Source organism: Cupriavidus sp. FW305-46, from assembly GCF_058787075.1.
Genome location: NZ_JBYSZI010000054.1, coordinates 1 through 24282 on the forward strand (window position 1 = coordinate 1; position 24282 = coordinate 24282).

The window sequence follows — 24282 nt, forward strand, 5'->3', positions numbered from 1 at the left end:
ACCCTGGCGAGACCCCGGCCCCGGCATGCGCAATGCGCACAGCCTCCGCGGCCCGCCCCACCGCTCTAGCGCATGTCCCTTCTTCACCAGGCCCGCTTCTTCATCACCGTGAACCACCTGCGCGACCTGCCCGCCACGGCCGTGCCGGAGGTGGCGTTCGCCGGCCGCTCCAACGCCGGCAAGTCCACGGCCATCAACATCCTGTGCAACCAGAAGCGGCTGGCGTTCTCGTCGCGCACCCCCGGGCGCACGCAGCACATCAACTATTTCTCGGTGGCGCCGGTCAAGGCGCCCGACCCGCTCGCCTTCCTGGTCGACCTGCCCGGCTACGGCTATGCCGAGGTCTCGGGCTCGGCCAAGTACCACTGGCAGGGACTGCTGAGCGACTATGTGCAGACGCGCCAGCAACTGTCCGGCCTGATCCTGATGATGGACGCGCGCCGTCCGTTCACGGATCTCGATTGCCAGATGGTGGAGTGGTTCCTGCCGACGGGGCGCCCCATCCACGTGCTGCTGACCAAGGCCGACAAGCTGACCAACAGCGACAACGCCAAGGCGCTGCGCGAAACCCGCAAGATGCTGCAGGGCTACGCCGAGCAGATGGAAACACCGGTGCCGATGACGGCACAGCTCTTCTCCAGCCTGAAGCGCCGCGGCATCGAAGAGGCGCAGGGCGTGATCGCCGGCTGGCTCAACCTGCCGGAAGCGCAGAAGGCCGAAGCCCGGTCCGCAGCGGAGAAGAGCGAGCCGCCTGCTGCCGATCCCGCAGTGTAATCACCAGGTCAGCACGCAAAAAAAGCCCCGCTGCAAGCAACGGGGACAAACTTTCCCGCCGCTGGGGCGGGTACCCGCTCAGGGAGGAGTAGCGGGAGACACCGCGCCACGCAGGGCGCAACGCAAAGTGTCCGCGAGTATGATAGCGGGCACGCTCAAAAGTTTAGTTTTTCTTCGGCCAGCGGCTTTGGACCGCGCTTTGCCGCGCGCGCCGTGCTTGCCGGCCCGCTTTCCTGTCCAGCCCTACAGTCAAGAAGCCCGCCATGTCCACCTTCCCCGAATACCGCCCGCGCCGCATGCGCCGCGATGATTTCTCCCGCCGCATGATGCGCGAGCATCGCCTGTCGCCGGACAACCTGATCTACCCCGTCTTCATCCTCGAGGGCCAGAACCAGCGCCAGGCGGTGGGGTCGATGCCGGGCGTCGAGCGCGTGTCGGTCGACCTGCTGATGCCGGTGGCCGAAGACTGCGTCAAGCTGGGCATCCCGGTGATCGCGCTGTTCCCGGTGATCGAACCGTCGCTGAAGACGCCGGACGGCATCGAGGCCACCAACCCCGAGGGCCTGGTGCCGCGTGCCGTGCGCGCGCTCAAGGACCGCTTCCCCGAGCTCGGCGTGCTCTGCGACGTGGCGCTCGACCCGTACACCAGCCACGGCCAGGACGGCGTGCTGGACGACAACGGCTATGTCATCAACGATGTGACCGTCGAGATCCTGGTGCGCCAGGCACTGGCACAGGCCGAAGCCGGTGTCGACATCGTGGCCCCGTCCGACATGATGGATGGCCGCATCGGCGCGGTGCGCACTGCGCTGGAAGACAACGGCCATATCCATACGCGCATCATGGCGTACTCGGCCAAGTATGCGTCGGCGTTCTACGGCCCCTTCCGCGACGCGGTGGGCTCGGCCGCCAACCTGGGCAAGGGCAACAAGATGACCTACCAGATGGATCCGGCCAATACCGACGAAGCCCTGCGCGAAGTGGCACAGGACATCCTGGAAGGCGCCGACATGGTGATGGTCAAGCCCGGCATGCCGTACCTGGACATCGTGCGCCGCGTGAAGGACGAGTTCCGCTTCCCCACCTACGTCTACCAGGTCAGCGGCGAGTACGCGATGCTCAAGGCCGCCGCGCAGAACGGCTGGCTGGACCACGACAAGGTGATGATGGAATCGCTGCTGGCCTTCCGCCGCGCCGGCGCCGACGGCATCCTGACCTATTTCGCGCGCGACGCCGCGCGGCTGCTGACGGCCTGAGCGGCCAACCGACAGAGCGCCTATGGAACTGCTAGGCTTCTCGGCCAGCCAGGTACACCCGCTCGCCTCGCTCACCGACGCGGGCAACTTCCTCGGCGGCAATGCCGCGTCACTGTTCGTCTGGGCGGATTTCTCCACCGAGGAAGTCACCGCCGCGCCGGATGCCTGGCGCGAGAGCGTGCGCAAGCTTGCCGGCGCGCCGATCCTGGACCTGCACCTGGCCGACGCCACCAATGCCGCGCATCCGTCGTATTTCGACACGACCAATGCGTACGACATGGTGATCTTCCGCAAGCTCACCTTCGAGACCAGCCGCGCCATCGCCGAGGCCGAGCCGCAGGACCCTGCGGCCGGCACGGCGAAGCCGTCCGCTGCCGAGTCCGCCGCCCGCCAGAAGCGCTATCCGCCCGGCTTCCTCCCGGCACTGGCCAAGATCGACACCCAGCCGGTCACGTTTTTCGTGTTCGACACGGTGCTGGTCACGGTGCGCTCGGGGCAATCGCGCACCGTTGACCAGGTGCGCCAGCGCCTGGTCGAGCTATGCCAGGCACCACGCCCGCAGGCCACGCCCGTGCGCGGCAACGGCCAGCCGCTGCTGCACGGCGTGCGCCCGCCCAGCCGGCCCGAGGACCTGATGCTGCGCCTGCTCAATGCAATGGTCGACCGTTACCTGGAACTGCGCGCGCCGCTGACGCGCCAGCTCGACCGCTGGCAGCGCGCGCTGCTCAATTCGCGCCGCAGCTTCTCAAGCTGGGAGGGACTGCTGGATGCCCGCATCCAGCTGCGCAAGCTGGAGCACCTGAGCGAAGAGCAACGCGACGCGCTGCAGGAATTCCGCGACAGCCTGCTCGACAACCGCTACAGCAGCGACCAGCCCGGCGGCCCGGCCAATGCGCCGGGGCGTGACGAGGTGCTGCTGGTGCGCATCAACGACGTGATGGAGCATATCCAGCGCGTGCTGGCGCACGCGCGCCGGCTGGAGGATTCGATCGAGTCGGCGGTGCAGATCCACTTCTCCGCCGTGGCGCACCGGACCAACCGCACCATGCGCGCGCTGACGCTGATCACGGCGCTGTTCATGCCGCTGACACTGATCACCGGTGTCTTCGGTATGAACTTCGACCGCATGCCCTGGCTGCGCGAGCCGCACGGGTTCTGGTGGTCGATCGGCCTGATGGGCGCCGTGGCGCTGGGGCTGGCCGCGCTGTGGGCGCTGGGGCGGCGGCTGGAACGGTAGCCGCAGCGCAGCACCAAGGTACGCCTCAGGTGCTGGTACGCGTGCCGAAGGCCCGCTCCAGGCTTTCCAGGAAGCGGTTGGCCGACTGGTAGCCGATCACGCGCACCGGGCGCTCGCGCCCGTCAGGCCCGAACAGGATGATGCCGGGCGGCCCGAACAGGCCGAAGCGCTTGAGCAGCGCCTTGTCGTCGGCATTGTTGGCGGTCACGTCCGCTTGCAGCAGCACGATCTCGGACAGCCGCGCGCGCACGCGCGGATCGACGAAGGTCATGCGCTCCATTTCCTTGCAGCTGACGCACCAGTCGGCGTAGAAATCCAGCAGCACCGGCTTGCCTGCGGCGGCGGCCTGCGCCACGCGGGCATCGAGCTCGGCCACGCTGCGCACGCGCTCGAAGCGCACCGCCTGCGCGCCGGCAGCGCCTTCTGCGCCACCGCGTCCCACGCTCAGGTGCGACAGCGGCTGCAGCGGATCGCGCCCGCCCGAGGCCACGCCGATCAGCACGATGGCCGCTGCGATCGCGAACAGCACGCCCACGCCCTTGCCCACCCGCGCCAGGTTGCGCGGATCCGGGCCCAGGCCGTCAAAGGCGCCCAGGAACACCGCCGCCACCAGCAGCAGCGCCGCCAGCGCCAGCATCGAGGCCCAGGCCGGCAGCACCGGCCCCAGCATCCACAGCGCCACGCCCAGCAGCAGGAAGCCGAAGAAGCGCTTGGTGACCTCCATCCAGCGCCCGGCCCGCGGCAGCAGGTTGCCCGCGCCCACGCCCACCAGCACCAGCGGCACGCCCATGCCCAGCGCCATGGCGAACAGCGCCGCGCCGCCGATCACGGCATCGCGGGATTGCGCGATATAGGCCAGCGCCCCGGCCAGCGGCGCAGTGACGCAGGGCCCGACGATCAGCGCCGAAATCGCGCCCATCGCCGCCGCACCCGCCACCTGGCCGCCCTGGCGGCGGTTCGACGATTCGGTCAGGCGGGTCTGCCAGCGCTGCGGCAGTTGCAGCTCGTACAGCCCGAACATCGACAGCGCCAGCGCCACCATCAGCGCCGCGAACAGGCCCAGCACCCACGGTGTTTGCAGTGCGGCCGACAGGCCCTCGCCCAGCAGCCCGGCAGCCACGCCAACCGCGGTGTACACCACCGCCATGCCCAGCACGTAGGCCAGCGACACCACCAGCGCACGGCCGCGCGTGACATGCTCGCCCACGACGATCGAGGACAGGATCGGCACCATCGGCAGCACGCACGGGGTGAACGTCAGCAGCAGGCCCAGCCCGAAGAACAGCGCGGCGATCAGGGCCAAGTTGCGGCTCGCCAGCGCGCCGGCGATGCGGTCGCTGTCGTCGGCGCGCAGCACCGCGGGGGCGGCTGGCGCAGGGGCAGGCACGGCCGCCGGCGCATCCGAGCGCCCGCGCTTGCCGAACAGGTCGGCAAGCCCGCTGCCGCCGACCTTGTACACGCTCTCCATCGGCGGATAGCACAGGCCCTTGTCGGCGCAGCCCTGCGAGGTGACCGTCAGCGACCACTTGCCGTCGGCCGGAGCCGCCTCCACCGGCACGCGGATGACCACGCTGTCGCGGTAGGTCTCCATCTCCTTGCCGAAGGTCTCGTCGAACTTGACCTTGCCGGGCGGATACGCCGGCGTTCCCAGTTTCACGTCGGCGGGTTGCGCGGCAAAGGCGAAGCGCTCGCGGTACATGTAGTAGCCGGGGGCAACCTCGAAGCGCACCTCGACCGTCTTGTCGTCAAGCTGGCTCGCGGCGAAGCGGAAGGCCTGCTCCGGCGGCAGGAAGTCGTCTTCGGTGGCGGCATGCACGCCGCCCGCCAGGCACACCCAGGCCAATGCCGCCAGCAGCGCTGCGGCAATATGCCGCGCCCAGTCCTGCCCGAGCGCGCGCTCCGGAAGTGCCAAACCAATGGTCATCTCGCTGTTTCCTGTCTGTCTTGAACTGGGGGGCCGGCGTACCTGCTGCTGCGCTGCGGGCGCGGTTGCCCCTACTTTGCCGGCGCTGAGGCGGTCTCGGTCTCGCTACGGACCCAGGCCAGGTACGGCGCGTAACCAGCCGTCACCGGCCACGCTATGAGTTCCGGCACGTCGTAGGGGTGATGTTGCCGGATCACGGCCTCCAGCGCAGCGTAACGTGCACGCGTGGTCTTGATCAGCAGCGGCCACTCCTGCGCGCGCTCCAGCTTGCCCTGCCACCAGTACTCGGACTCGACCGGCGCCAGGCGGTTCACGCAGGCGGCGGCGCGCGCCTGCAGCACTACCTGCGACAGGTGCGCGGCAGTCTCGGCATCGGGGGCATTGGTGATCACGACGATCACCTCGGCCGGGTCGGTATGACTTTGCATCGACACTCTCCTTGCGGCGTCCCAAAAACAAAAGAGCCAGGCGGATGCCTGGCTCGATTGTAAAGCGGTGTGCCCGGACCCGTCGCAGCGACGGGTCGGGAAACCAACCTTATTCCGCGGCTTCTTCAGCCGGGGCTTCGGTGATTTCCGGACGATCCACCAGTTCGACCAGCGCCATCGGCGCATTGTCGCCCTGACGGAAACCGAACTTCAGGATGCGGGTGTAGCCGCCCGGACGGGTGGCGTAGCGCGGGCCCAGTTCGGTGAACAGCTTGGTGACCATGTCGCGGTCGCGCAGGCGGGCGAAAGCCAGGCGGCGGTTGGCAACGGTGTCCTTCTTGGCCAGCGTGATCAGCGGCTCGACAACCTTGCGCAGTTCCTTGGCCTTGGGCACGGTGGTCTTGATCAGCTCGTGCTGGAACAGCGAGTTGGACATGTTGCGCAGCATCGCGAGACGGTGCGACGAGGTGCGGTTCAGTTTCCGCAGACCATGACGGTGACGCATGATGATTCCTTTCAGTTAAGTGTTTGACCAGCTCTTCTATCGTCCGATGCGGCTGGACGCGGGCCGGTAGTCATACGAGCCCTGGCGAGAAGCCAGGGCGGTTACCGCGGTGCGGGACCAATGCCCCGCGCCACAATTACTTCTCCAGACCTGCGGGCGGCCAGTTCTCGAGCTTCATGCCGAGGGTCAGGCCACGCGAGGCGAGGACTTCCTTGATCTCGTTGAGCGACTTGCGACCCAGGTTAGGAGTCTTGAGCAGTTCGTTCTCGGTACGCTGGATCAGGTCGCCGATGTAGTAGATGTTCTCGGCCTTCAGGCAGTTGGCCGAACGCACCGTCAGTTCCAGGTCGTCGACCGGGCGCAGCAGGATCGGGTCGATCTGCGGCGTACGGCTCGATGCAGCTTCGGCTGCCGACTCGGTGCCTTCCAGCGCTGCGAACACGGACAGCTGGTCGACCAGGATACGGGCCGACTGGCGGATCGCTTCCTCGGGCGAGATCACGCCGTCGGTTTCGATGTTCATCACCAGCTTGTCCAGGTCGGTACGCTGTTCCACGCGAGCGGATTCAACCGCGTACGAGACGCGGCGCACCGGCGAGAACGAGGCGTCCAGCACGATGCGGCCGATGACCTTGCCCGACTCGTCGCCGAACTTGCGCACGTTGCCCGGCACATAGCCGCGGCCTTGCTCGACCTTGATCTGCATGTCCAGCTTGCCGCCGGCCGACAGATGGGCGATCACGTGGTTCGGGTTGATGATCTCGACGTCGTGCGGCAGCTCGATATCGGCAGCCGTGACCACACCTTCGCCATCCTTGCGCAGCGACACCGTGACTTCGTCGCGGTTGTGCAGCTTGAACACCACGCCCTTCAGATTGAGCAGCAGGTTGACGACGTCTTCCTGCACGCCGTCGATGGTGGAATACTCGTGGACCACCCCAGCGATCGTGACTTCGGTCGGTGCATAACCGACCATCGACGACAGCAGCACGCGACGCAGGGCGTTACCGAGCGTATGGCCGTAGCCGCGCTCGAACGGCTCCATCACGACTTTGGCGTGATGGTCGCCCAGAGGCTCGACGGCGATGATTTTTGGCTTGAGGAGTGCTGTTTGCATTAGGTTGTCCTTTTCAATACCCTCGGCTCGTTACACCGATAAGGCTGACGTTTGGAACCTGAAAATCCCATCGCGAGATGGGCGAAGCCCGACCGCGCGTACAGCGCGTCGGGCTGGAAGGGAAGCTTTGCGGCGAACGCAAGCTCTGGGCCGTTCCGCTCGCGTGATTAACGCGAGTACAGTTCGACGATCAGGCTTTCGTTGATGTCGCCCGAGATATCGGCGCGATCCGGCACTTGCTTGAAGGTGCCTTCGAACTTCTTCGAATCCACGGCCACCCAGGTCGGGAAGCCCGACTGCTCGGCCAGCGACAGCGATTCAGCGATACGGACTTGCTTCTTCGACTGTTCGCGGATGGTGACGACGTCGCCAGACTTGATCTGGGCCGACGGCACGTTCAGGGTCTGACCGTTCACCAGAATCGCCTTGTGGGACACCAGCTGGCGCGCTTCAGCGCGGGTCGAGCCAAAGCCCATGCGGTACACGACGTTGTCCAGGCGCGATTCCAGCAGTTGCAGCAGGTTTTCGCCGGTGTTGCCCTTGCGGCGGTCGGCTTCGGCGAAGTAGCGGCGGAACTGGCGCTCGAGCACACCGTAGATGCGCTTGACCTTCTGCTTTTCACGCAGCTGGTTGCCATAGTCGGAGGTGCGTGCACCCGAGGTGCGGCCGTGCTGGCCCGGCTTGCTGTCCAGCTTGCACTTGTCGGCGAGCGAGCGACGGGCGCTCTTCAGGAACAGGTCGGTGCCTTCACGGCGGGAAAGTTTGGCCTTCGGGCCGGTATAACGTGCCACGTTGTCTTCCTTTGATCGATCGCGACGCCTTCAAGACGCGCCGCGAGTCCGTCAACGCAGTACCTCCGCAGTGCATTTCTGCACCCGGGAGACCGTGACGGACGGTGGGCTTATTAAGCGCGTCCCGTTGCCGGTACGACGCTGCAAGCATTTACGGTGCGCCGGCATGGGAATGTGCCGTAAGAGACATTCCCTCGACGCAAAACGAAAACCTGCCGCATTAAAATGCAGCAGGTCAACGCGCCATATTACCATATCCGAAACCGGCAGGTAAACCCACCGGGCCCGGACACACCAACGCTCAGATGCGGCGGCGCTTCGGCGGACGGCAGCCGTTGTGCGGAATCGGCGTGACGTCTTCGATGATCGCGATCTTGATGCCCAGCGCGTTCAGCGCGCGGACAGCCGATTCACGACCCGGGCCGGGGCCCTTGATGCGCACTTCCAGGTTCTTGATGCCCTGGTCTTGCGCCACGCGGCCGGCGTTCTCGGCAGCAACCTGGGCAGCGAACGGGGTCGACTTGCGCGAACCCTTGAAGCCCTGGCCACCGGCGGTCGCCCACGACAGGGCGTTGCCCTGGCGGTCGGTGATCGTGATGATGGTGTTGTTGAACGAGGCGTGGACGTGCGCAATGCCGTCGGCAACGTTCTTCTTGACCTTTTTACGCGCGCGAGCGGCGTTATTCGGACCTTTTGCCATTAGTTTCTTCCTCTGCCTTCGGCTTTACTTCTTCAGAGCCACGCCGGCCTTGCGCGGACCCTTGCGGGTGCGGGCATTGGTCCGGGTACGCTGACCGCGCATGGGCAGGCCCTTGCGGTGACGCATGCCACGATAGCAACCAAGGTCCATCAGACGCTTGATGTTCATCGTGGTTTCACGACGCAGGTCACCCTCGACCGTGACCTTGCCCACTTCGTCACGAAGCTTTTCCAGGTCGGCGTCGGTCAGATCCTTGACCTTCTTGTCAAACGGTACACCGGTGGCCTCGCAAATCTTGCGAGCGCGCGAGCGGCCGACACCATAAATGGCCGTCAGGCCGATTTCGGTGTGCTTGTGGTTCGGGATGTTAACCCCTGCGATACGTGCCATTCGTCAATCCTCTTTCCGATTAGCCTTGGCGTTGCTTGTGGCGGGGATCCGACGAGCAGATCACGCGCACGACACCGTTGCGCTTGATGATTTTGCAGTTGCGGCAAATGCGCTTAACAGAAGCCAGCACTTTCATAATTTTCCTCTTCCTTCAATTCCTGTTCGCTCACTTCGTCCGGAAGACGATTCGTGCGCGCGACAGATCATATGGGGTCAGCTCGACCGTCACCTTGTCACCCGGAAGAATCCGGATGTAGTTCATTCGCATCTTGCCGGAGATATGGCCCAGTACTACATGGCCATTTTCCAACTTGACCCGGAACGTCGCATTGGGAAGGTTTTCCAGGACCTCCCCCTGCATCTGGATGACGTCGTCTTTTGCCATACCTAGCCTGTACCGATCCGAAGTCAGCGCAAGGTCAGATTACCCTTGAAATTCGCCTTCTTCAGCAGCGACTCATATTGCTGCGACATCACGTAAGACTGAACCTGAGCCATGAAGTCCATCGTGACGACCACGATGATCAGCAGCGAGGTTCCGCCAAAGTAGAACGGAACGTTCCACCGCAGCACCAGGAATTCCGGCAACAGGCAGACCAGTGTGATATAGACCGCACCAGCCAGCGTCAGGCGCACCAGAATCTTGTCGATATAGCGCGTCGTCTGCTCGCCCGGACGAATGCCCGGAATGAAGGCACCGCTTTTCTTCAGGTTGTCTGCCACTTCACGGCTGTTGTACACCAGGGCCGTGTAGAAGAAGCAGAAAAATACAATCGCAGCAGCGTACAGCAGGATGTAGACCGGCTGGCCCGGCGACAGCGTGGCAGCCAGGTCCTTGATGAACCCGCCAACCGAACCCGTCGCGTCGGACGTGAACCAGCCCGCGATCGTCGCCGGGAACAGGATGATCGACGATGCGAAGATCGGCGGAATCACCCCTGCCATGTTCAGCTTCAGCGGCAGGTGCGACGACTGGCCGCCGTACACCTTGTTGCCGACCTGACGCTTGGCATAGTTCACCAGGATCTTGCGCTGGCCCCGCTCGACGAACACCACGGCGAAGGTCACACCGATCACGATCGCCACGATGAAGATCGCCGCGATGATGCTCATGGAACCCGTGCGGACCAGTTCGAACAGTCCGCCGATCGCGTTGGGCAGGCCCGCCGCGATACCGCCGAAGATGATGATCGAGATGCCGTTGCCCAGACCACGCTCGGTGATCTGCTCACCCAGCCACATCAGGAACATCGTGCCGGTCACCAGCGTAATCACTGCCGTGGCCCGGAACATCAGGCCCGGATCCAGCACCAGCCCAGGCTGCGACTCCAGCGCCACCGCAATCGACAACGCCTGGAACGTGGCCAGGACCACGGTGCCGTAGCGCGTGTACTGCGTGATCTTGCGTTGCCCTGCCTGCCCTTCCTTCTTCAGCGCCTCCAGCTGCGGCAGCACGATCGTCAGCAACTGCATGATGATCGACGCCGAGATGTACGGCATGATGCCGAGCGCGAAGACGGTAAAGCGCGACAGCGCCCCGCCCGAGAACAGGTTGAACATCCCGAGGATGCCACCCGACTGACTCTGGAAAAGCTTCGCAAGCTGCTCCGGATCGATACCGGGCACCGGAATATGAGCGCCGATGCGGTACACGATCAGGGCCAGCACCAGGAACATCAGCCGGCGCTTGAGGTCGCCGTACTTCGCCGTGTTCCTGGCTTGCGCGCTTGCATTGGGTTTCGCCGTGGCCAAACGATGCTCCGACTATAACTGCCTATGCTGCGATAAATGCCTGTCAGGCTGCGATCTGGCCGCCGGCGGCTTCGATCGCGGCCTTGGCGCCAGCGGTGGCGCCCAGACCCTTGATCGTCACCTTGCGGGTCAGTTCGCCAGCCTTGATGACCTTGGCGCTCTTGACCAGCTCGCCCACCAGGCCAGCTTGCTTCAGGACCAGCAGGTCGACTTCGGCCGCTTCCAGGCGCTCGATGTCACGCAGCGTGACTTCGGCGTTGAACGCCTTGGTCAGCGAGGTGAAGCCGCGCTTGGGCAGGCGACGATACAGCGGCATTTGACCGCCTTCGAAGCCCACCTTGTGGAAGCCGCCCGAACGCGACTTCTGACCCTTGTGGCCGCGACCGGCAGTCTTGCCCAGGCCGGAGCCGATACCGCGGCCGACGCGACGCTTGGCGTGCTTCGAACCGGCGGCCGGTTTCAGGTTGTTCAGTTGCATCTTGCTCTCCGAGTTCCCGGTATCAGGCCAGAACCTTGACCAGGTACGAGACCTTGTTGATCATGCCGCGCACAGCGGGCGTGTCCTGCAGCTCCGACACCGAGTTGATGCGGCGCAGGCCCAGGCCACGAACAGTGGCGCGATGATCCTCGCGCGTGCCGATCAGGCTGCGCACGAGTTGCACTTTTACGGTTTTCTGCGACATTGCGTTCACCTTAACCCAGGATGTCTTCGACCGACTTGCCACGCTTGGCGGCGATTTCGCCCGGCGTGCTCATCTTCTGAAGGCCGTCCAGCGTGGCGCGAACCATGTTGTACGGGTTGGTGGAGCCGTGCGACTTGGTCACCACGTTGGTGACGCCCATCACTTCGAAGATCGCGCGCATCGGGCCGCCGGCGATCACGCCGGTACCTTCCTTGGCGGGCATCATCAGCACCTTGGCGGCGCCGTGCTTGCCAACGACTTCGTGTTGCAGCGTGCCGTTCTTCAGCGAGACCTTGACCATCTTGCGACGGGCTTCGTCCATTGCCTTCTGAACAGCAACCGGCACTTCCTTGGCCTTGCCCTTGCCCATGCCGATGCGGCCATCGCCGTCACCAACCACGGTCAGCGCAGCGAAACCGAGAATCCGGCCACCCTTCACCACCTTGGTGACGCGGTTGACCGAGATCATCTTCTCGCGGAGGCCGTCGTCGCGTTCGTCCTGTTGGACTTTTGCTTGCATCTTTGCCATGACGTATCTCTCTCTATGCGCTTAGAACTTCAGGCCGGCTTCGCGAGCGGCGTCTGCCAGGGCCTTGACGCGGCCATGGAAACGGAAGCCGGCGCGATCGAACGCGACAGTTTCCACGCCGGCAGCCTTCGCCTTCTCGGCGATGCGCTTGCCAACCACGGTGGCGGCAGCGGCGGTAGCGCCCTTGCCATCCAGTTCCTTGCGCACTTCCACCTCGGCGGTCGACGCGGAAGCCAGCACCTTGGTGCCGCACTCCGAGAAAACCTGGGCGTAAATATGCGAATTCGTACGGAACACGGTCAGACGATTGACTTTCATCTCCGCGATCTTGGCGCGGGTCTGACGTGCACGGCGCAAACGAGCGTCTTTCTTGTTCATCATTGCACCCCTTACTTCTTCTTGGTTTCCTTCAGGATGACGCGCTCGTCCGAGTAACGCACACCCTTGCCCTTGTAGGGCTCAGGCGGGCGGTACGCGCGGACTTCCGCGGCAACCTGACCGACTTTCTGCTTGTCCGCACCCTTGATGATGATCTCGGTCTGCGTCGGCGTTTCCGCCTTCACGCCTTCCGGCATCTCATGGATCACGTCGTGCGAGAAACCAAGCTGGAGCTTCAGCGCAGCGCCTTGCAGCTGGGCACGATAGCCCACGCCGACGAGGTTCAGCTTGCGCTCGAAACCGGTGGTTACGCCCTTGACCATGTTGGCCACCAGAGCACGCATGGTGCCCTGCAGAGCATTTGCTTCACGCGATTCGTCAGCCGGGCTGAAGGTCAGCGTGTCGTTTTCGACATTGACCTTGACCAGGCTGTGAATCGGCTGCGACAGCGTACCGAGCGGGCCCTTTACGGAGAGCACGCCAGCCGCCACGTTCACTTCCGCGCCCTTGGGGAGCGCGATGGGAGCCTTACCTACACGGGACATGGTTCTCTCCTTAAGCGACGTAGCAGAGAACTTCGCCGCCCACGCCAGTGGCGCGAGCCTTGCGGTCGGTCATCAGACCCTGCGGGGTCGAAATGATCGCCACACCCAGGCCGTTCATCACTTGCGGGATGTCGCTGCGGCCCTTGTACACGCGTAGGCCGGGCTTCGAGACGCGCTCAATGCGCTCGATGACCGGACGGCCGGCGTAGTACTTGAGACCGATGCTCAGTTGTGCCTTGCCGCCATCTTCCTGGACGGCGTAGTCGTCGATGTAGCCTTCGTCCTTCAGGACCTTGGCGATTGCCACTTTCAGCTTCGACGACGGCATGACAACCGACGCTTTCTGCACGCCCTGGGCGTTGCGGATGCGCGTCAGCATATCGGCGATAGGATCGCTCATGCTCATACTGTTTCTCCTGTAGCCTGTGCGTAATTACCAGCTGGCTTTCGTCAGACCCGGGATTTCGCCCTTGAAGGCGATTTCGCGGATCTTGTTACGCGCCAGGCCAAACTTGCGGAAGGTACCGCGGGGACGACCGGTGATCGCGCAGCGGTTACGCTGGCGGGTCGGGTTCGCGTTGCGCGGGAGCTGTTGCAGCTCGAGACGCGCGCTGTAACGCTCTTCTTCCGACTTCTCTTGGTCGTCGATAATGGCCTTGAGGTTGGCGCGCTTGGCGGCATACTTCGCCACCAGCTTGGCGCGCTTCTTCTCACGTTCAATCAGAGCCAGTTTAGCCACGGTTACCCCTTAATTGCGGAACGGGAACTTGAACGCACCGAGGAGTGCCTTGGCTTCCTCGTCGTTCTTTGCCGTCGTCGTGATGCTGATGTTCAGACCACGCAGTGCGTCGATCTTGTCGTACTCGATTTCGGGGAAAATGATCTGCTCTTTCACACCGATGTTGTAGTTGCCACGACCGTCGAACGACCGGCCCGACACACCACGGAAGTCACGCACGCGCGGCAGGGCCACGGTAACGAAACGATCGAGGAATTCGAACATGCGCTCGCCGCGCAGGGTCACCATCGCACCGATGGGGTAGCCCTGACGGATCTTGAAGCCGGCGATAGCCTTCTTGGCCTTCGTCACGACCGGCTTCTGACCGGCGATCTTGGTCAGGTCGCCGACGGCGTTCTCAATGATCTTCTTGTCATTGATGGCTTCGCCAAGACCCATGTTCAGGGTGATCTTGGTGATGCGCGGCACTTCCATGACCGACTTGTAGCCGAACTGTTCGATCAGCTTCGGCACAACCTGTTCTTTGTAAAACTCTTGCAGACGTGCTGCCATGCTCAACTCCTATACGTGCCCAGAATCAAGCTGCCACGACGGCGCCGGTGGTCTTCAGCACGCGCACGCGCTTGCCGTCTTCCACCTTGATGCCGACGCGCGACGGCTTGCCATTGGCATCCACGAGCGCAACGTTGGAAATATGCAGGGGCATGACCTTGTCGACCACACCACCGGTAGTGCCCAGCATCGGGTTCGGGCGGGCATGCTTCTTGGCGATGTTCACGCCTTGCACCGCAACCTTGTCGCCCAGGACAGCTTGCACGGTACCGCGCTTGCCCTTGTCCTTGCCGGTCAGCACAATGACTTCGTCGCCTTTGCGAATCTTGTTCATGGCGGCTCCTTACAGCACTTCCGGAGCGAGCGACACGATCTTCATGAAGCGCTCGGTACGGAGTTCACGAGTCACCGGCCCGAAGATACGGGTGCCGATCGGCTCGAGCTTGTTGTTCAGCAGGACGGCGGCGTTGCCGTCGAACTTGATCAGCGAACCGTCAGCGCGGCGCACGCCCTTGGCGGTACGCACGACGACGGCGTTGTAGATGTCGCCCTTCTTCACGCGACCGCGCGGCGCTGCGTCCTTGACGGTCACCTTGATGATGTCGCCAACGCTTGCGTAGCGGCGCTTGGAGCCACCCAGCACCTTGATGCACAGCACTTCGCGCGCACCAGTGTTATCGGCTACTTCGAGCCGGCTTTCTGTCTGAATCATGGTGTTTGTCTTCCCAACTTAATCCGTCAGGTGCAAAAAGCGCCCATCGGTCAGTCTTGGTCCCGTCGGCTCCGGCATTGCGCCAGCTCCGTATGGGTTGATCAACTTTGAAGTCGGTAGGAACCAGGCGATCTCAACTATTTGTTGAGGGCGCTCGGTCCTGGCTCGCTTCACAGGCCCGCCCGGGTGGTAATGCAAAGGCGAACGCAACAAAGCGGAAGTCCAGGATTATAGCTACATAATCCTGGACTTGCAAGTCAAGCTAAGAACGTGTTGTTCTTAGATGACGCGTGCAGCCTCTACCAGCCGGGAAACCACCCAGGACTTGGTCCGCGACAGCGGACGGCCTTCCTGGATCTCGACCTTGTCGCCTTCCTTGTACTGGTTGGCTTCGTCGTGTGCGTGGTACTTCTTCGAACGCAGCACGTACTTGCCGTACAGAGGATGCTTGACGCGGTTTTCCACCAAGACCGTAACGGTCTTGTCCATCTTGTCGCTCACGACACGGCCGACCAGGGTACGGCGAAGCGACTTTTCCGTTTGTGCAGCTTCAGTCATTTCGCGTTTGCCTTTTGAGTCAGCACGGTTTGCACACGCGCGATGTCCTTGCGAACCTTCTTCAGCTGGCTGGTGTTCTGCAGCTGTTGGGTCGCCTTTTGCATGCGCAGGCTAAATTGGGCCTTCAGCAGCTCGGAGAGCTCCTGGTTCAGCCCGGCGGCGTCCTTGCCGCGAAGTTCGGATGCTTTCATCCCTGCTCTCCTTACGTCCCGACCTGGCGCACCACGAAATTGGTGGCGATCGGCAGCTTGGCGGCCGCGAGGCGGAACGCCTCACGTGCCAGGTCTTCGCTCACGCCATCCATTTCGTACAGCATCTTACCCGGCTGGATTTCAGCCACGTAGTACTCCGGATTGCCCTTACCGTTACCCATACGGACTTCGGCAGGCTTCTTCGAGATCGGCTTGTCCGGGAAAATCCGGATCCAGATGCGGCCGCCACGCTTGATGTGGCGGGTCATCGCACGACGTGCCGACTCGATCTGACGAGCGGTCAGGCGGCCACGGCCCATGGCCTTCAGGCCGAATTCGCCGAAAGACACGGCGTTACCACGGGTAGCCTTACCCGTGTTGCGGCCTTTCTGCTCCTTGCGGTATTTTCTGCGCTTCGGTTGCAGCATCGTTATTCTCCACTCTTCGCATCTGCGCCAGGCGCAGCGCGGCGACCGGCACCGGCACCGCCGCGGCGGTTGCCACCCGGACGGCCTTCGCCTTCACGGCGGCGGCCTTCCGGACGACCCGGGCGACGACGACGGTCGTCCTGCGGCTCTTCCACCACCGGCGCGTCGTTGCGGCCGAGGTGATCACCCTTGTAGACCCACACCTTGACACCGATGATGCCGTAGGTGGTTTCTGCTTCGGAGAAGCCGTAGTCGATGTCGGCGCGCAGGGTGTGCAGGGGCACACGGCCTTCGCGGTACCACTCGGTACGTGCGATTTCGATACCGTTCAGACGGCCGGCGCTCATGATCTTGATACCCTGGGCGCCCAGGCGCATCGCGTTCTGCATGGCGCGCTTCATGGCGCGGCGGAACATGATGCGGCGCTCGAGCTGCTGGGTGATCGAATCGGCGATCAGCTGAGCATCGGTTTCCGGCTTGCGGATTTCCTCGATGTTCACATGCACGGGCACGCCCATGCGACGCTGCAGCTCAGCCTTGAGCAGTTCGATGTCCTCACCCTTCTTGCCGATCACCACGCCCGGACGCGAGCTGTAAATGGTGATGCGTGCATTGCGGGCGGGGCGCTCGATCACGACGCGGCCAACCGATGCGTTCTTCAGCTTCTTCTTCAGGAAGTCCCGAACTTCGATGTCTTCCTTCAGCATGCCGGCGAACTTCGTGTTGCTGGCGTACCAGCGCGAAGCCCAGTTACGGCTGACAGCCAGGCGGAAGCCAGTCGGATGAATCTTCTGTCCCATCGTGACTCCTTAGTTGCCGAGCGTCACAGTGATGTGACAGGTTTGTTTCTCGATGCGGTTGCCGCGGCCCTTCGCCCGTGCGGTGAAGCGCTTGAGCGAGGTTGCCTTGTCGACGAAGATCGATTTGACCTTCAGTTCGTCGATGTCGGCGCCTTCGTTGTGCTCAGCGTTGGCGATGGCCGATTCGACCACCTTCTTCACGATCCCGGCAGCCTTTTTCGGGCTGAACGTCAGGACATTGAGCGCGCGCTCGATCGGCAGACCACGGATCTGGTCAGCGACCAGGCGCGTCTTCTGGGCGGAGATGCGGGCACCGCGATGAATCGCTTTCACTTCCATGATGGCACCTTACCTCTTCGCTTTCTTGTCAGCCGCGTGGCCCTTGAACGTGCGGGTAATCGCAAATTCACCGAGCTTGTGGCCAACCATGTTTTCCGTAACGTACACCGGCACGTGTTGACGGCCGTTGTGAACGGCGATCGTCAGGCCAATGAACTCCGGCAGAATGGTCGAGCGACGCGACCAAGTCTTGATGGGCTTCTTGTCCTTGCCGCTCGATGCGACTTCCACCTTCTTCAGCAGGTGGGCGTCGCAGAACGGACCCTTTTTAGCGGAACGAGTCATATCTTTAGCTCCTACCTACCGATTAACGCTTGTGGCGCTTCTGGACGATCATGCTGTCCGTGCGCTTGTTGCTGCGGGTACGGTAACCCTTGGCCGGGGTACCCCACGGCGAAACCGGATCGCGACCAGCAGCGGTCTTGCCTTCACCACCACCGTGCGGGTGGTCGACCGGGTTCATCACGACACCACGGACCGTCGGGCGGATACCGCGCCAGCGGGTCGCACCGGCCTTGCCGATGACGCGCAGGCTGTGCTCTTCGTTGCCCACTTCACCGATGGTGGCGCGGCACTCGATGTGCACGCGGCGCACTTCACCGGAGCGCAGGCGAACCTGGGCGTACAGGCCTTCACGAGCCAGCAGCACGGCGGAACCGCCGGCGGCACGTGCGATCTGCGAACCCTTGCCCGGCAGCATTTCCACGTTGTTGATCGTGGTACCGACCGGAATGTTGCGGATCGGCAGGTTGTTACCGGCCTTGATCGGCGCTTCCGAGCCGTTCAGCAGCTGCTGGCCGGCAACCATGCCCTTGGTGGCGATGATGTAGCGGCGCTCGCCGTCGGCGAACAGCACCAGCGCGATATTGGCGCTGCGGTTCGGATCGTATTCCAGGCGCTCGACGCGGGCGGGGATGCCGTCCTTGTCGTTGCGCTTGAAGTCGACCACGCGGTAGTGGTGCTTATGACCACCGCCCTTGTGGCGGGTGGTGATATGACCGTTGTTGTTACGGCCCGACTTCTGGAATTGCTTTTCCAGCAGCGGAGCGTGCGGGGCGCCCTTGTGAAGGTCCTTGTTGACCACCTTCACCATCGAGCGACGACCCGGGGAAGTCGGCTTGGTCTTGACGAGTGCCATGATTACTTGGCCTCCGCTTCAAAATTGATTTCCTGACCCGGCTTCAGCGAAACGTAGGCCTTCTTCACGTGGTTGCGACGCCCCATGAAACGGCCAAAACGCTTCTGCTTGCCCTTCTGGTTCAGGATCTGAACGGACTGCACCTCGACCTTGAACAACAGTTCGACGGCGGCCTTCACTTCTGCCTTGTTGGCATCGCGGGCCACTTCGAACACGACTTGTTCATTCTTGTCGGCGACCAGGGTTGCCTTTTCGGAAACCACCGGCGCGAGCAGCACCTGCATCAAACGATGATCGTTCTTGGCTACTTGCGTCATTTCAGCAACTCCTCGATCTGCGCGACGGCTGCCTTGGTCACCAGCACCTTCTTGTAGTGCACGAGCGACAGCGGATCAGCCTGGCGCGGCTCGACAACTGCCACGTGCGGCAGGTTGCGCGAAGCCAGGTAGAGGTTTTCGTCGAGGCTGTCGGTGATGATCAGCACCGAGTCCAGGCCCATGGCCTTGAACTTGTCGGCCAAGAGCTTGGTCTTGGGCGCGTCGACAGTGAAACCGTCCACCACGTTGATACGACCTTCACGTGCGAGCTGCGAGTAAATCGAGCGCATGCCGGCACGGAACATCTTCTTGTTGACCTTCTGGGTGAAGTTCTCTTCCGGCGAATTCGGGAAGATACGGCCGCCCCCGCGCCACAGCGGCGAGGAAGACATACCGGCACGAGCACGGCCCGTACCCTTCTGGCGCCACGGCTTCTTGGTCGTGTGCTTGACCTCTTCACGATCCTTCTGCTTACGGTTACCGCTGCGAGCGTTGGCCTGGTAAGCGACGACGATCTGGTGAACGAGGGCTTCGTTGTAGTCACGGCCGAACACTTCGGGCGAAGCGTCAACGCCCGCGCCGATCTGGCCATTGTCCTGGAGGAGCTTGAGTTCCATTACATGCGCTCCTTAAGCTTTGGCTTTGGCCTTGACGGCCGGGGTAACGATGACCTTGCCGTTCTTGGAGCCGGGGATGGCGCCCTTGACCAGCAGCAGCTTGCGCTCTGCGTCGATCTTGGCGATTTCCAGGTTCTGCACGGTGCGGGTGACATCGCCCAGGTGACCGGTCATGCGCTTGCCCGGGAACACGCGGCCCGGATCCTGCGCCATACCGATCGAGCCCGGCACGTTGTGCGAGCGCGAGTTACCGTGGGTGGCACGGCCGGAGGCGAAGTGATAGCGCTTGATGGTACCGGCGTAGCCCTTACCGATGGTCACGCCCTGCACGTCGATCTTCTGACCGACTTCGAACAGGTCGACCGACAGCGAACCGCCAGCTTGCAGTTCGGCAGCCTTGGCTGCATCGATACGGAATTCGCGGATGATTTCGCCGGCTTCCACGCCGGCTTTGGCGAGATGACCCGCCAGCGGCTTGGTAACGCGGCTTGCGCGTCGTGCGCCGAAGGTGACTTGAACCGCGGTATAACCGTCGGTCTCGTCCGTCTTGATTTGCGTCACGCGGTTGTCGCCGACCTCGACCACGGTAACGGGAATTGCTTCACCGTCGTCCGTGAAAATACGGGTCATGCCAACCTTGCGACCTACAAGGCCAAGGCTCATGGTTTGCTCCATTCCCAGCTGCGATTGGCCGGGGCTGATTGATACACGAAAACTGTGTTTGCTGTGGGCTTGCGCTAAAGAAGACTGCGCGCGGCCAAAGTGGCCAGCCCACTACCCGAGGAAACGGGTAGCCTTACACTATATCGCAGCGGTTTGGAAAGGGCAATATGAATTGCGGATTCGCCCGCAGTGTTGTAGGCAGGCGCGCCGCAGTAGTGGCGCTTGCGTTGCTTGGAGTGTGGTGTGGAGGCGACGGCTGGTAGTTGAAGTGCCGTGAAGCTCATCCGGGGATGGTTGCTCAGGCGGCGAGGCGCACGAAATCGCCGCCATAGAATACCAGCGGTTCGCCCTCCCCTGCCTCGAATGCCTCGACGGCGCCGACGATCAGCAGGTGATCGCCTACCGGGTCGGCCCGCTCCACGCGGCAGGCCATGGTCGCCAGCGCCTCGTCCAGGTAGGGCACGCCGCGCTCGCAGCGCCCGTGGGCGACGCCCGCGAACTTGTCCGCCGCCGGCGTGGCGAAGCGGCGCGCCAGTTCGCCATGGCCGGCACGCAGGATGCTGACGCCGAAAGGCGCGCCGGGCACGAACAGGCCCGCATTCGGCGAGTGCAGCACCAGGCTCCACAAGATCAGCGGCGGCGCCAGCGACAGCGAGGCAAACGAGTTCACCGTCAAGCCGACGGGCCGGCCCCGCGCCCCGCAGGCGCCGATAACGGCCACGCCAGTGGCATAGCGGCCGCAAACCCGGCGCAGTTCGCGGGGATCATGGACGGAAGTGGCAGGCGTGGCGGCGTGCATGTCAGGCGGCCTCGGCAACGTACTGGTTGATCAGCTGGTGGCAGGCCTGTGGATCCAGCCACCACGGGAAATAGTCCGGCGGATTGTCGAAGCCGTTGGCGATGCGCGCGGCCAGTGCCGGCGCCTGCCCCGCGGCGCCCAGCAGCGCCAGGATATGCGGCGGCGGCGGGGTCAGCAGCGAGTTGGTCCACGCCACCACATCACCCGCGTACTGCCAGTACTGGTCGAAGGTGCGCTCCATCCAGTCCTGGTCGAAGGGCTGGTCGCCGCGTGCCAGGATCGCATCGAGATAGACCTTGCAGCATTTGGCGGCGTTGTTCGAACCCTGCCCCGTGATCGGGTCGTTGACCACCACGGCATCGGCCATGCCGAACACCTGCCGCCCGGACGGCAGCGTCAGCACCGGCTTGCGCACCGTTGGCGCAAAGCGCCCGGCAAGGGTGCCGTTGTCGTCGGTCAGCGCGACCCGCTCGCAGCGCTCGGCCTCCCATGGCAGGTAGGTCTGCAGGATGCGCAGGCTTTCGGCCAGGTGCTGCGCCGGCGTGCGCGCCTCGGCCCAGCGGTCCATCGGGCCGCCCGGGATTCCTTCGAACACCATGATCTCGCACGGCCCCGACAGCGTCAGCGCGGGGAAGACGAAGTACTCACCCACGCCCGGGATCAGGTTGAAGCAAACCCGCGAGAACGGCGTGCGCGGCTGCATGCCGGTCACATAGGTCAGCGCCAGCGCGCGCTGCGGCTTGTCGAACGGGCTGCGGGAGGCATCGCGCTCGAAGCGGCTGACGATCTCGCCCTTGCCGGCGGCCAGCAGCACCAGGTCATGCTCGCGGGTCAGGCCCTCCAGTTCATCCAGGCCGACATCGGCGATGCGCAGGTCGCCGCCGCGTGCAACGAAGGCCTCCATCCACGCGGGCATCTTCAGGCGCTGGTCCACCGCCTGCGCCGGGCGGTCCAGCGGCGCGGCCCAGTCGATCGCGCGGGCACCGGCCTGCTCGGGATGCGGCACGGCCAGGCCGATGCCCTCCACCGGCGGGCAGGCATCGTCCCACCAGTTCAGCCCGAGCTCGCGCTCGGCCTGCAGCGCGCGGTCGAACATGCACTGGCTGGACATGACTTTCCCGCCGCGGATCTGCTCGGGGGTCCGGTTGGACAGCAGCGTGACCCGGTAGCCGTTGGCTTGCAGCCCGAGGGCCATTTGCAGGCCCGACTGGCCGGCTCCGACGATGGCGATGCGTTGGCTCATGATGTTTTCTCCTGAAGGGTCGTTCGACGGCGTTCAGCCGGCCAGCTTGCCGATGGCGGGCACGTTCTGCTCCGGCCCCATGGCGGAATAGCCGCCGTCGACGGCATAGTCGGCACCGGTGACGAAGCTGGCATGGTCGGAACAGAGGAAGAGCACCACCTGGGCCACCTCGTCGGGCTCGCCGACGCGGCCCAGCAGGTGGAACGGCGCGGCCACCGCATCGGTGCGGGCACGGTTGCCGCCGCTGACCTCGTCCATCAGCCGGCACCAGGTCCAACCCGGCGACACCGCGTTGACGCGGATGCGGTCCGGCGCCAGGTCCATCGCCATGCTGCGCGTCAGCTGCGCGATGGCGGCTTTCGACACCGGGTAGAGCCAGCGCCCGGTCTGCGCCACGTTGGCAGAGATGCTGGTGAAATTGACGATCGCACCGCCGCCGCGCGCCCGCATGTGCGGGTGCACCGCCTGCGCCAGCATCACGCCCGACACCACGTTGGCGTCGAGCGCCGCCAGCCAGTCGGCACGATTCGAGCGGAAGCCGTCATCGAGATAGGTGCAGGCCAGGTTGACCAGGCAGTCCACGCCGCCAAAGCGCTGCACCACCTGCGCCACGGCATCGCGAACCTGCTCGTCACGCGTGATGTCGGTGGCGATGAAGAGCGCGTTCGCCCCCAGCTGCGCGGCCACGCGCTCGCCATTGGCGGCATCGATGTCGAAGATCGCGACGCGCGCGCCGGCCTCGACAAAGGCCCGCGCCACGCCGGCGCCGATCAGCGTGGCGCCGCCGGTGACAATGGCGACCTTGCCCTGCAGTCCTTTCATGCTTGTCTCCTGTGCCGGCAACAGCCGGCGATGGTTGCGGGCGGGCCTCTGCGGGGCCCGTTCCGGATCGATGCCGCGGGCGCAGCCTACTTGCCTTCGCTCTGCTGCCAGCGCGCCATCAGTGTGTTCGACGGCAGGGTCTCGTCCAGCAGCTTGCGCGCGGTCTCCACGCCCGCGACCGGCAAACCCGCCGGGTCCAGCTTGCCGACCTGCACCAGCACGCTGGCCTGGTCCCAGTAGATATGCTCGTGGTACAGCTTGTCGCCGCGGAACTTGACGATGGCGATCAGCGGGATCTCCACGCGCTTGCCGGTGGGCGGCACGCCGGGCAGCATCCAGTCGATCTCGCAGCTATGCGTGAAGCAGAACAGCATCTCGTCGACGATCTGCGTGGCCCCGACCGTGCGCGACAGCGGGATCAGCGTGGTGTCGGGCGGATTGCTGTGCACGAAATGGTGCTGGTAGAAGCGCTGCAGCTGCGCGTAGCCGACCCCGCCGGTCATGGTCGGGATATGGTTCACATAGGGCTGCGGCACCATCGTCGCCATGGTGGCGTCGACATCGCGGGTGGCAAATTCGTATTCGCAGTGCTTGTCCCACAGCGCGGAGAAATCGTAGTGCGGACCCATTTCACCGCGCAGCGCCGCGATCGAGCGCTGGTGCGCCATCAGCGCCGAGGGCTTGTCGAAGTGCTCGCCACCGGTGCGGGCAAAGGCATGGTCGACGCCAGCGTAGACGTAGACCTCGATGTTCTCGCGCCCGGCCAGGGCTGCGCGGATCGCAGCCTGCGCCTGCGGCGGGCAGAATCCGTCTTTCTCGGCGATATGCAGCACCAGGCGGCCGCGCACGCTGGCGGCTTCGCCCAGCGCGTGCTCGATGCCCACGCCGTAGTACGCCACCGCACAGGCCACGTCTGGCAGCCTGCAGGCCGCCAGGTAGGCCAGCTTGCCGCCCAGGCAGAAGCCCAGCACGCCGGTCTGGCCGACGCATTCCGGCCGCGCACGCAGCGCTTCAAGCGCGGCGCCCACATCCTGCACGCCCGCGGCTTCGTCGAACTGCTGGTACAGGCCCAGCGCCCGCTGGAAATCCTCGCCGCGATCGGTCAGCTCGATCCCGGGCGCGATGCGCCAGAACAGGTCGGGCACCAGCACCGTATAGCCCTCCTCGGCGTAGTAGTCCGCCACCTGCCGCATGGTCGCATTGACGCCGAAGATCTCCTGGCACAACACGATGCCCGGGCCCTTGCCTGCCGCCGGGATGGCGAGATAACCGCTGAAACTGCCTTCGGGGGTCTGGATCTGGATGGTCTGGCCCATGGCCTGCGCTCCTTGTCGTTCTCTTTCCGGTGTCTGATG

The 24282-nt window shown here is 64.1% G+C and carries 37 protein-coding genes; 3 read left to right on the forward strand and 34 right to left on the reverse strand.

Going from position 1 to position 24282, the window contains the following annotated elements; translation table 11 throughout:
- Window positions 1-72 precede the first annotated feature (72 nt).
- The 3 genes from yihA to AC3WON_RS23455 all read left to right on the forward strand — a co-directional run bounded on the left by yihA (window position 73) and on the right by AC3WON_RS23455 (window position 3267).
- Window positions 73-774 (forward strand): ribosome biogenesis GTP-binding protein YihA/YsxC, encoded by a 702-nt coding sequence (yihA, locus tag AC3WON_RS23445; protein WP_492294440.1) that lies wholly within the window; start codon window positions 73-75, stop codon window positions 772-774.
- A 263-nt stretch (window positions 775-1037) separates the two neighbouring features.
- Window positions 1038-2030: a porphobilinogen synthase gene (hemB, locus tag AC3WON_RS23450; protein ID WP_492352850.1), complete on the forward strand. Its 993-nt coding sequence runs from the start codon at window positions 1038-1040 to the stop codon at window positions 2028-2030.
- Window positions 2031-2052: 22 nt separating this feature from the next.
- A complete protein-coding gene (locus tag AC3WON_RS23455; RefSeq protein WP_492352851.1) occupies window positions 2053-3267 on the forward strand; it encodes a magnesium transporter CorA family protein in 1215 nt (404 codons plus the stop codon).
- 25 nt (window positions 3268-3292) lie between these two features.
- Here the strand turns inward: AC3WON_RS23455 and dsbD are convergent, their stop codons facing one another.
- The 34 genes from dsbD to AC3WON_RS23625 all read right to left on the reverse strand — a co-directional run bounded on the left by dsbD (window position 3293) and on the right by AC3WON_RS23625 (window position 24243).
- Window positions 3293-5191: a protein-disulfide reductase DsbD gene (gene dsbD / locus AC3WON_RS23460; protein WP_492320435.1), complete on the reverse strand. Its 1899-nt coding sequence runs from the start codon at window positions 5189-5191 to the stop codon at window positions 3293-3295.
- A gap of 71 nt (window positions 5192-5262) precedes the next feature.
- Window positions 5263-5619, reverse strand: coding sequence for a divalent-cation tolerance protein CutA (cutA, locus tag AC3WON_RS23465; protein WP_492320436.1), 357 nt, complete (start codon window positions 5617-5619; stop codon window positions 5263-5265).
- Between the two features lie 109 nt (window positions 5620-5728).
- Entirely contained in the window at window positions 5729-6124 is a 396-nt protein-coding gene (gene rplQ / locus AC3WON_RS23470; protein ID WP_010812373.1) for a 50S ribosomal protein L17, read from the reverse strand.
- A gap of 136 nt (window positions 6125-6260) precedes the next feature.
- Entirely contained in the window at window positions 6261-7241 is a 981-nt protein-coding gene (locus AC3WON_RS23475; RefSeq protein WP_010812374.1) for a DNA-directed RNA polymerase subunit alpha, read from the reverse strand.
- 167 nt (window positions 7242-7408) lie between these two features.
- Entirely contained in the window at window positions 7409-8032 is a 624-nt protein-coding gene (gene rpsD / locus AC3WON_RS23480) for a 30S ribosomal protein S4 (protein ID WP_013958240.1), read from the reverse strand.
- A gap of 301 nt (window positions 8033-8333) precedes the next feature.
- Window positions 8334-8732 (reverse strand): 30S ribosomal protein S11, encoded by a 399-nt coding sequence (gene rpsK, locus AC3WON_RS23485; RefSeq protein WP_010812376.1) that lies wholly within the window; start codon window positions 8730-8732, stop codon window positions 8334-8336.
- A 24-nt stretch (window positions 8733-8756) separates the two neighbouring features.
- Window positions 8757-9122 (reverse strand): 30S ribosomal protein S13, encoded by a 366-nt coding sequence (gene rpsM, locus AC3WON_RS23490; RefSeq protein WP_010812377.1) that lies wholly within the window; start codon window positions 9120-9122, stop codon window positions 8757-8759.
- A gap of 19 nt (window positions 9123-9141) precedes the next feature.
- Entirely contained in the window at window positions 9142-9258 is a 117-nt protein-coding gene (gene rpmJ / locus AC3WON_RS23495; RefSeq protein ID WP_008642959.1) for a 50S ribosomal protein L36, read from the reverse strand.
- A 30-nt stretch (window positions 9259-9288) separates the two neighbouring features.
- Complete coding sequence (gene infA, locus AC3WON_RS23500; RefSeq protein WP_010812378.1) at window positions 9289-9507, reverse strand: translation initiation factor IF-1; 219 nt, start codon at window positions 9505-9507, stop codon at window positions 9289-9291.
- A 23-nt stretch (window positions 9508-9530) separates the two neighbouring features.
- The gene (gene secY / locus AC3WON_RS23505; RefSeq protein ID WP_010812379.1) at window positions 9531-10874 is read right to left on the reverse strand and encodes a preprotein translocase subunit SecY; all 1344 of its coding nucleotides are present in this window, start codon (window positions 10872-10874) and stop codon (window positions 9531-9533) included.
- A 43-nt stretch (window positions 10875-10917) separates the two neighbouring features.
- Window positions 10918-11352: a 50S ribosomal protein L15 gene (gene rplO / locus AC3WON_RS23510; RefSeq protein ID WP_010812380.1), complete on the reverse strand. Its 435-nt coding sequence runs from the start codon at window positions 11350-11352 to the stop codon at window positions 10918-10920.
- Window positions 11353-11374: 22 nt separating this feature from the next.
- Window positions 11375-11557, reverse strand: coding sequence for a 50S ribosomal protein L30 (gene rpmD, locus AC3WON_RS23515; RefSeq protein WP_010812381.1), 183 nt, complete (start codon window positions 11555-11557; stop codon window positions 11375-11377).
- Window positions 11558-11567: 10 nt separating this feature from the next.
- Window positions 11568-12086, reverse strand: a complete 519-nt coding sequence (rpsE, locus tag AC3WON_RS23520; protein WP_006160449.1) for a 30S ribosomal protein S5 — start codon at window positions 12084-12086, stop codon at window positions 11568-11570.
- A gap of 21 nt (window positions 12087-12107) precedes the next feature.
- Window positions 12108-12464 (reverse strand): 50S ribosomal protein L18, encoded by a 357-nt coding sequence (gene rplR, locus AC3WON_RS23525; protein ID WP_010812382.1) that lies wholly within the window; start codon window positions 12462-12464, stop codon window positions 12108-12110.
- A gap of 11 nt (window positions 12465-12475) precedes the next feature.
- Window positions 12476-13009, reverse strand: coding sequence for a 50S ribosomal protein L6 (gene rplF, locus AC3WON_RS23530; protein WP_010812383.1), 534 nt, complete (start codon window positions 13007-13009; stop codon window positions 12476-12478).
- 10 nt (window positions 13010-13019) lie between these two features.
- Complete coding sequence (rpsH, locus tag AC3WON_RS23535; RefSeq protein ID WP_010812384.1) at window positions 13020-13415, reverse strand: 30S ribosomal protein S8; 396 nt, start codon at window positions 13413-13415, stop codon at window positions 13020-13022.
- A gap of 27 nt (window positions 13416-13442) precedes the next feature.
- The gene (gene rpsN, locus AC3WON_RS23540; protein WP_010812385.1) at window positions 13443-13748 is read right to left on the reverse strand and encodes a 30S ribosomal protein S14; all 306 of its coding nucleotides are present in this window, start codon (window positions 13746-13748) and stop codon (window positions 13443-13445) included.
- Window positions 13749-13757: 9 nt separating this feature from the next.
- Window positions 13758-14300: a 50S ribosomal protein L5 gene (gene rplE, locus AC3WON_RS23545; protein WP_010812386.1), complete on the reverse strand. Its 543-nt coding sequence runs from the start codon at window positions 14298-14300 to the stop codon at window positions 13758-13760.
- Between the two features lie 25 nt (window positions 14301-14325).
- The gene (rplX, locus tag AC3WON_RS23550) at window positions 14326-14634 is read right to left on the reverse strand and encodes a 50S ribosomal protein L24 (RefSeq protein ID WP_010812387.1); all 309 of its coding nucleotides are present in this window, start codon (window positions 14632-14634) and stop codon (window positions 14326-14328) included.
- Window positions 14635-14643: 9 nt separating this feature from the next.
- Window positions 14644-15012 (reverse strand): 50S ribosomal protein L14, encoded by a 369-nt coding sequence (gene rplN / locus AC3WON_RS23555; protein WP_010812388.1) that lies wholly within the window; start codon window positions 15010-15012, stop codon window positions 14644-14646.
- Between the two features lie 279 nt (window positions 15013-15291).
- Window positions 15292-15570 carry a 30S ribosomal protein S17 gene (gene rpsQ / locus AC3WON_RS23560; protein ID WP_010812389.1) on the reverse strand — a complete coding sequence of 93 codons (279 nt, stop codon included), beginning with the start codon at window positions 15568-15570 and terminating at the stop codon, window positions 15292-15294.
- Window positions 15567-15761, reverse strand: a complete 195-nt coding sequence (gene rpmC, locus AC3WON_RS23565; RefSeq protein WP_010812390.1) for a 50S ribosomal protein L29 — start codon at window positions 15759-15761, stop codon at window positions 15567-15569. Before rpmC ends, rpsQ begins: the two co-directional genes overlap by 4 nt.
- 11 nt (window positions 15762-15772) lie before the next feature.
- A complete protein-coding gene (rplP, locus tag AC3WON_RS23570) occupies window positions 15773-16189 on the reverse strand; it encodes a 50S ribosomal protein L16 (RefSeq protein WP_010812391.1) in 417 nt (138 codons plus the stop codon).
- A gap of 2 nt (window positions 16190-16191) precedes the next feature.
- Window positions 16192-16989 carry a 30S ribosomal protein S3 gene (rpsC, locus tag AC3WON_RS23575; RefSeq protein ID WP_010812392.1) on the reverse strand — a complete coding sequence of 266 codons (798 nt, stop codon included), beginning with the start codon at window positions 16987-16989 and terminating at the stop codon, window positions 16192-16194.
- Window positions 16990-16998: 9 nt separating this feature from the next.
- Window positions 16999-17328, reverse strand: coding sequence for a 50S ribosomal protein L22 (gene rplV / locus AC3WON_RS23580; protein ID WP_010812393.1), 330 nt, complete (start codon window positions 17326-17328; stop codon window positions 16999-17001).
- Between the two features lie 9 nt (window positions 17329-17337).
- Complete coding sequence (gene rpsS / locus AC3WON_RS23585) at window positions 17338-17613, reverse strand: 30S ribosomal protein S19 (protein WP_010812394.1); 276 nt, start codon at window positions 17611-17613, stop codon at window positions 17338-17340.
- 22 nt (window positions 17614-17635) lie between these two features.
- On the reverse strand, window positions 17636-18466 hold the full coding sequence (gene rplB / locus AC3WON_RS23590; protein WP_492352852.1) for a 50S ribosomal protein L2: 831 nt from the start codon (window positions 18464-18466) through the stop codon (window positions 17636-17638).
- A 2-nt stretch (window positions 18467-18468) separates the two neighbouring features.
- Complete coding sequence (gene rplW / locus AC3WON_RS23595; protein WP_006576245.1) at window positions 18469-18783, reverse strand: 50S ribosomal protein L23; 315 nt, start codon at window positions 18781-18783, stop codon at window positions 18469-18471.
- Complete coding sequence (rplD, locus tag AC3WON_RS23600; RefSeq protein ID WP_010812396.1) at window positions 18780-19400, reverse strand: 50S ribosomal protein L4; 621 nt, start codon at window positions 19398-19400, stop codon at window positions 18780-18782. The genes rplW and rplD overlap by 4 nt, the downstream gene beginning before the upstream one ends.
- Window positions 19401-19412: 12 nt before the next feature.
- Window positions 19413-20063 (reverse strand): 50S ribosomal protein L3, encoded by a 651-nt coding sequence (gene rplC / locus AC3WON_RS23605; protein WP_010812397.1) that lies wholly within the window; start codon window positions 20061-20063, stop codon window positions 19413-19415.
- Window positions 20064-20361: 298 nt separating this feature from the next.
- Window positions 20362-20862 (reverse strand): flavin reductase family protein, encoded by a 501-nt coding sequence (locus tag AC3WON_RS23610; protein ID WP_492352853.1) that lies wholly within the window; start codon window positions 20860-20862, stop codon window positions 20362-20364.
- Between the two features lies 1 nt (window position 20863).
- Entirely contained in the window at window positions 20864-22105 is a 1242-nt protein-coding gene (locus AC3WON_RS23615; protein ID WP_492352854.1) for a styrene monooxygenase/indole monooxygenase family protein, read from the reverse strand.
- Between the two features lie 33 nt (window positions 22106-22138).
- The gene (locus tag AC3WON_RS23620) at window positions 22139-22927 is read right to left on the reverse strand and encodes an SDR family oxidoreductase (protein WP_492352855.1); all 789 of its coding nucleotides are present in this window, start codon (window positions 22925-22927) and stop codon (window positions 22139-22141) included.
- 86 nt (window positions 22928-23013) lie between these two features.
- Window positions 23014-24243 carry a dienelactone hydrolase family protein gene (locus tag AC3WON_RS23625; RefSeq protein ID WP_492352856.1) on the reverse strand — a complete coding sequence of 410 codons (1230 nt, stop codon included), beginning with the start codon at window positions 24241-24243 and terminating at the stop codon, window positions 23014-23016.
- Between the last annotated feature and the right edge of the window lie 39 nt (window positions 24244-24282).

What these genes read in the sequence shown, in the direction of transcription:
- rpsH (WP_010812384.1), bottom strand. Translation starts at nt 13,415, where the DNA reads ATGAGCATGAGCGATCCTATCGCCGATATGCTGACGCGCATCCGCAAC.
- rplE (WP_010812386.1), bottom strand. Translation starts at nt 14,300, where the DNA reads ATGGCAGCACGTCTGCAAGAGTTTTACAAAGAACAGGTTGTGCCGAAG.
- rplN (WP_010812388.1), bottom strand. Translation starts at nt 15,012, where the DNA reads ATGATTCAGACAGAAAGCCGGCTCGAAGTAGCCGATAACACTGGTGCG.
- rpsM (WP_010812377.1), bottom strand. Translation starts at nt 9,122, where the DNA reads ATGGCACGTATCGCAGGGGTTAACATCCCGAACCACAAGCACACCGAA.
- AC3WON_RS23620 (WP_492352855.1), bottom strand. Translation starts at nt 22,927, where the DNA reads ATGAAAGGACTGCAGGGCAAGGTCGCCATTGTCACCGGCGGCGCCACG.
- AC3WON_RS23625 (WP_492352856.1), bottom strand. Translation starts at nt 24,243, where the DNA reads ATGGGCCAGACCATCCAGATCCAGACCCCCGAAGGCAGTTTCAGCGGT.
- rpmC (WP_010812390.1), bottom strand. Translation starts at nt 15,761, where the DNA reads ATGAAAGCATCCGAACTTCGCGGCAAGGACGCCGCCGGGCTGAACCAG.
- dsbD (WP_492320435.1), bottom strand. Translation starts at nt 5,191, where the DNA reads ATGACCATTGGTTTGGCACTTCCGGAGCGCGCGCTCGGGCAGGACTGG.
- rpsS (WP_010812394.1), bottom strand. Translation starts at nt 17,613, where the DNA reads ATGACTCGTTCCGCTAAAAAGGGTCCGTTCTGCGACGCCCACCTGCTG.
- infA (WP_010812378.1), bottom strand. Translation starts at nt 9,507, where the DNA reads ATGGCAAAAGACGACGTCATCCAGATGCAGGGGGAGGTCCTGGAAAAC.
- rplO (WP_010812380.1), bottom strand. Translation starts at nt 11,352, where the DNA reads ATGCAACTGAACAACCTGAAACCGGCCGCCGGTTCGAAGCACGCCAAG.
- AC3WON_RS23475 (WP_010812374.1), bottom strand. Translation starts at nt 7,241, where the DNA reads ATGCAAACAGCACTCCTCAAGCCAAAAATCATCGCCGTCGAGCCTCTG.
- AC3WON_RS23610 (WP_492352853.1), bottom strand. Translation starts at nt 20,862, where the DNA reads ATGCACGCCGCCACGCCTGCCACTTCCGTCCATGATCCCCGCGAACTG.
- rplB (WP_492352852.1), bottom strand. Translation starts at nt 18,466, where the DNA reads ATGGCACTCGTCAAGACCAAGCCGACTTCCCCGGGTCGTCGCTCGATG.
- rplD (WP_010812396.1), bottom strand. Translation starts at nt 19,400, where the DNA reads ATGGAACTCAAGCTCCTCCAGGACAATGGCCAGATCGGCGCGGGCGTT.
- rplW (WP_006576245.1), bottom strand. Translation starts at nt 18,783, where the DNA reads ATGACGCAAGTAGCCAAGAACGATCATCGTTTGATGCAGGTGCTGCTC.
- rpsQ (WP_010812389.1), bottom strand. Translation starts at nt 15,570, where the DNA reads ATGACTGAAGCTGCACAAACGGAAAAGTCGCTTCGCCGTACCCTGGTC.
- hemB (WP_492352850.1), top strand. Translation starts at nt 1,038, where the DNA reads ATGTCCACCTTCCCCGAATACCGCCCGCGCCGCATGCGCCGCGATGAT.
- rpsC (WP_010812392.1), bottom strand. Translation starts at nt 16,989, where the DNA reads ATGGGACAGAAGATTCATCCGACTGGCTTCCGCCTGGCTGTCAGCCGT.
- rplF (WP_010812383.1), bottom strand. Translation starts at nt 13,009, where the DNA reads ATGTCCCGTGTAGGTAAGGCTCCCATCGCGCTCCCCAAGGGCGCGGAA.
- AC3WON_RS23455 (WP_492352851.1), top strand. Translation starts at nt 2,053, where the DNA reads ATGGAACTGCTAGGCTTCTCGGCCAGCCAGGTACACCCGCTCGCCTCG.
- rplP (WP_010812391.1), bottom strand. Translation starts at nt 16,189, where the DNA reads ATGCTGCAACCGAAGCGCAGAAAATACCGCAAGGAGCAGAAAGGCCGC.
- rplC (WP_010812397.1), bottom strand. Translation starts at nt 20,063, where the DNA reads ATGAGCCTTGGCCTTGTAGGTCGCAAGGTTGGCATGACCCGTATTTTC.
- yihA (WP_492294440.1), top strand. Translation starts at nt 73, where the DNA reads ATGTCCCTTCTTCACCAGGCCCGCTTCTTCATCACCGTGAACCACCTG.
- rplQ (WP_010812373.1), bottom strand. Translation starts at nt 6,124, where the DNA reads ATGCGTCACCGTCATGGTCTGCGGAAACTGAACCGCACCTCGTCGCAC.
- AC3WON_RS23615 (WP_492352854.1), bottom strand. Translation starts at nt 22,105, where the DNA reads ATGAGCCAACGCATCGCCATCGTCGGAGCCGGCCAGTCGGGCCTGCAA.
- rpsK (WP_010812376.1), bottom strand. Translation starts at nt 8,732, where the DNA reads ATGGCAAAAGGTCCGAATAACGCCGCTCGCGCGCGTAAAAAGGTCAAG.
- rpmD (WP_010812381.1), bottom strand. Translation starts at nt 11,557, where the DNA reads ATGTCGCAGAAAACCGTAAAAGTGCAACTCGTGCGCAGCCTGATCGGC.
- rpmJ (WP_008642959.1), bottom strand. Translation starts at nt 9,258, where the DNA reads ATGAAAGTGCTGGCTTCTGTTAAGCGCATTTGCCGCAACTGCAAAATC.
- rplV (WP_010812393.1), bottom strand. Translation starts at nt 17,328, where the DNA reads ATGGAAGTGAAAGCGATTCATCGCGGTGCCCGCATCTCCGCCCAGAAG.
- rpsE (WP_006160449.1), bottom strand. Translation starts at nt 12,086, where the DNA reads ATGGCAAAGATGCAAGCAAAAGTCCAACAGGACGAACGCGACGACGGC.
- cutA (WP_492320436.1), bottom strand. Translation starts at nt 5,619, where the DNA reads ATGCAAAGTCATACCGACCCGGCCGAGGTGATCGTCGTGATCACCAAT.
- rplX (WP_010812387.1), bottom strand. Translation starts at nt 14,634, where the DNA reads ATGAACAAGATTCGCAAAGGCGACGAAGTCATTGTGCTGACCGGCAAG.
- rplR (WP_010812382.1), bottom strand. Translation starts at nt 12,464, where the DNA reads ATGAACAAGAAAGACGCTCGTTTGCGCCGTGCACGTCAGACCCGCGCC.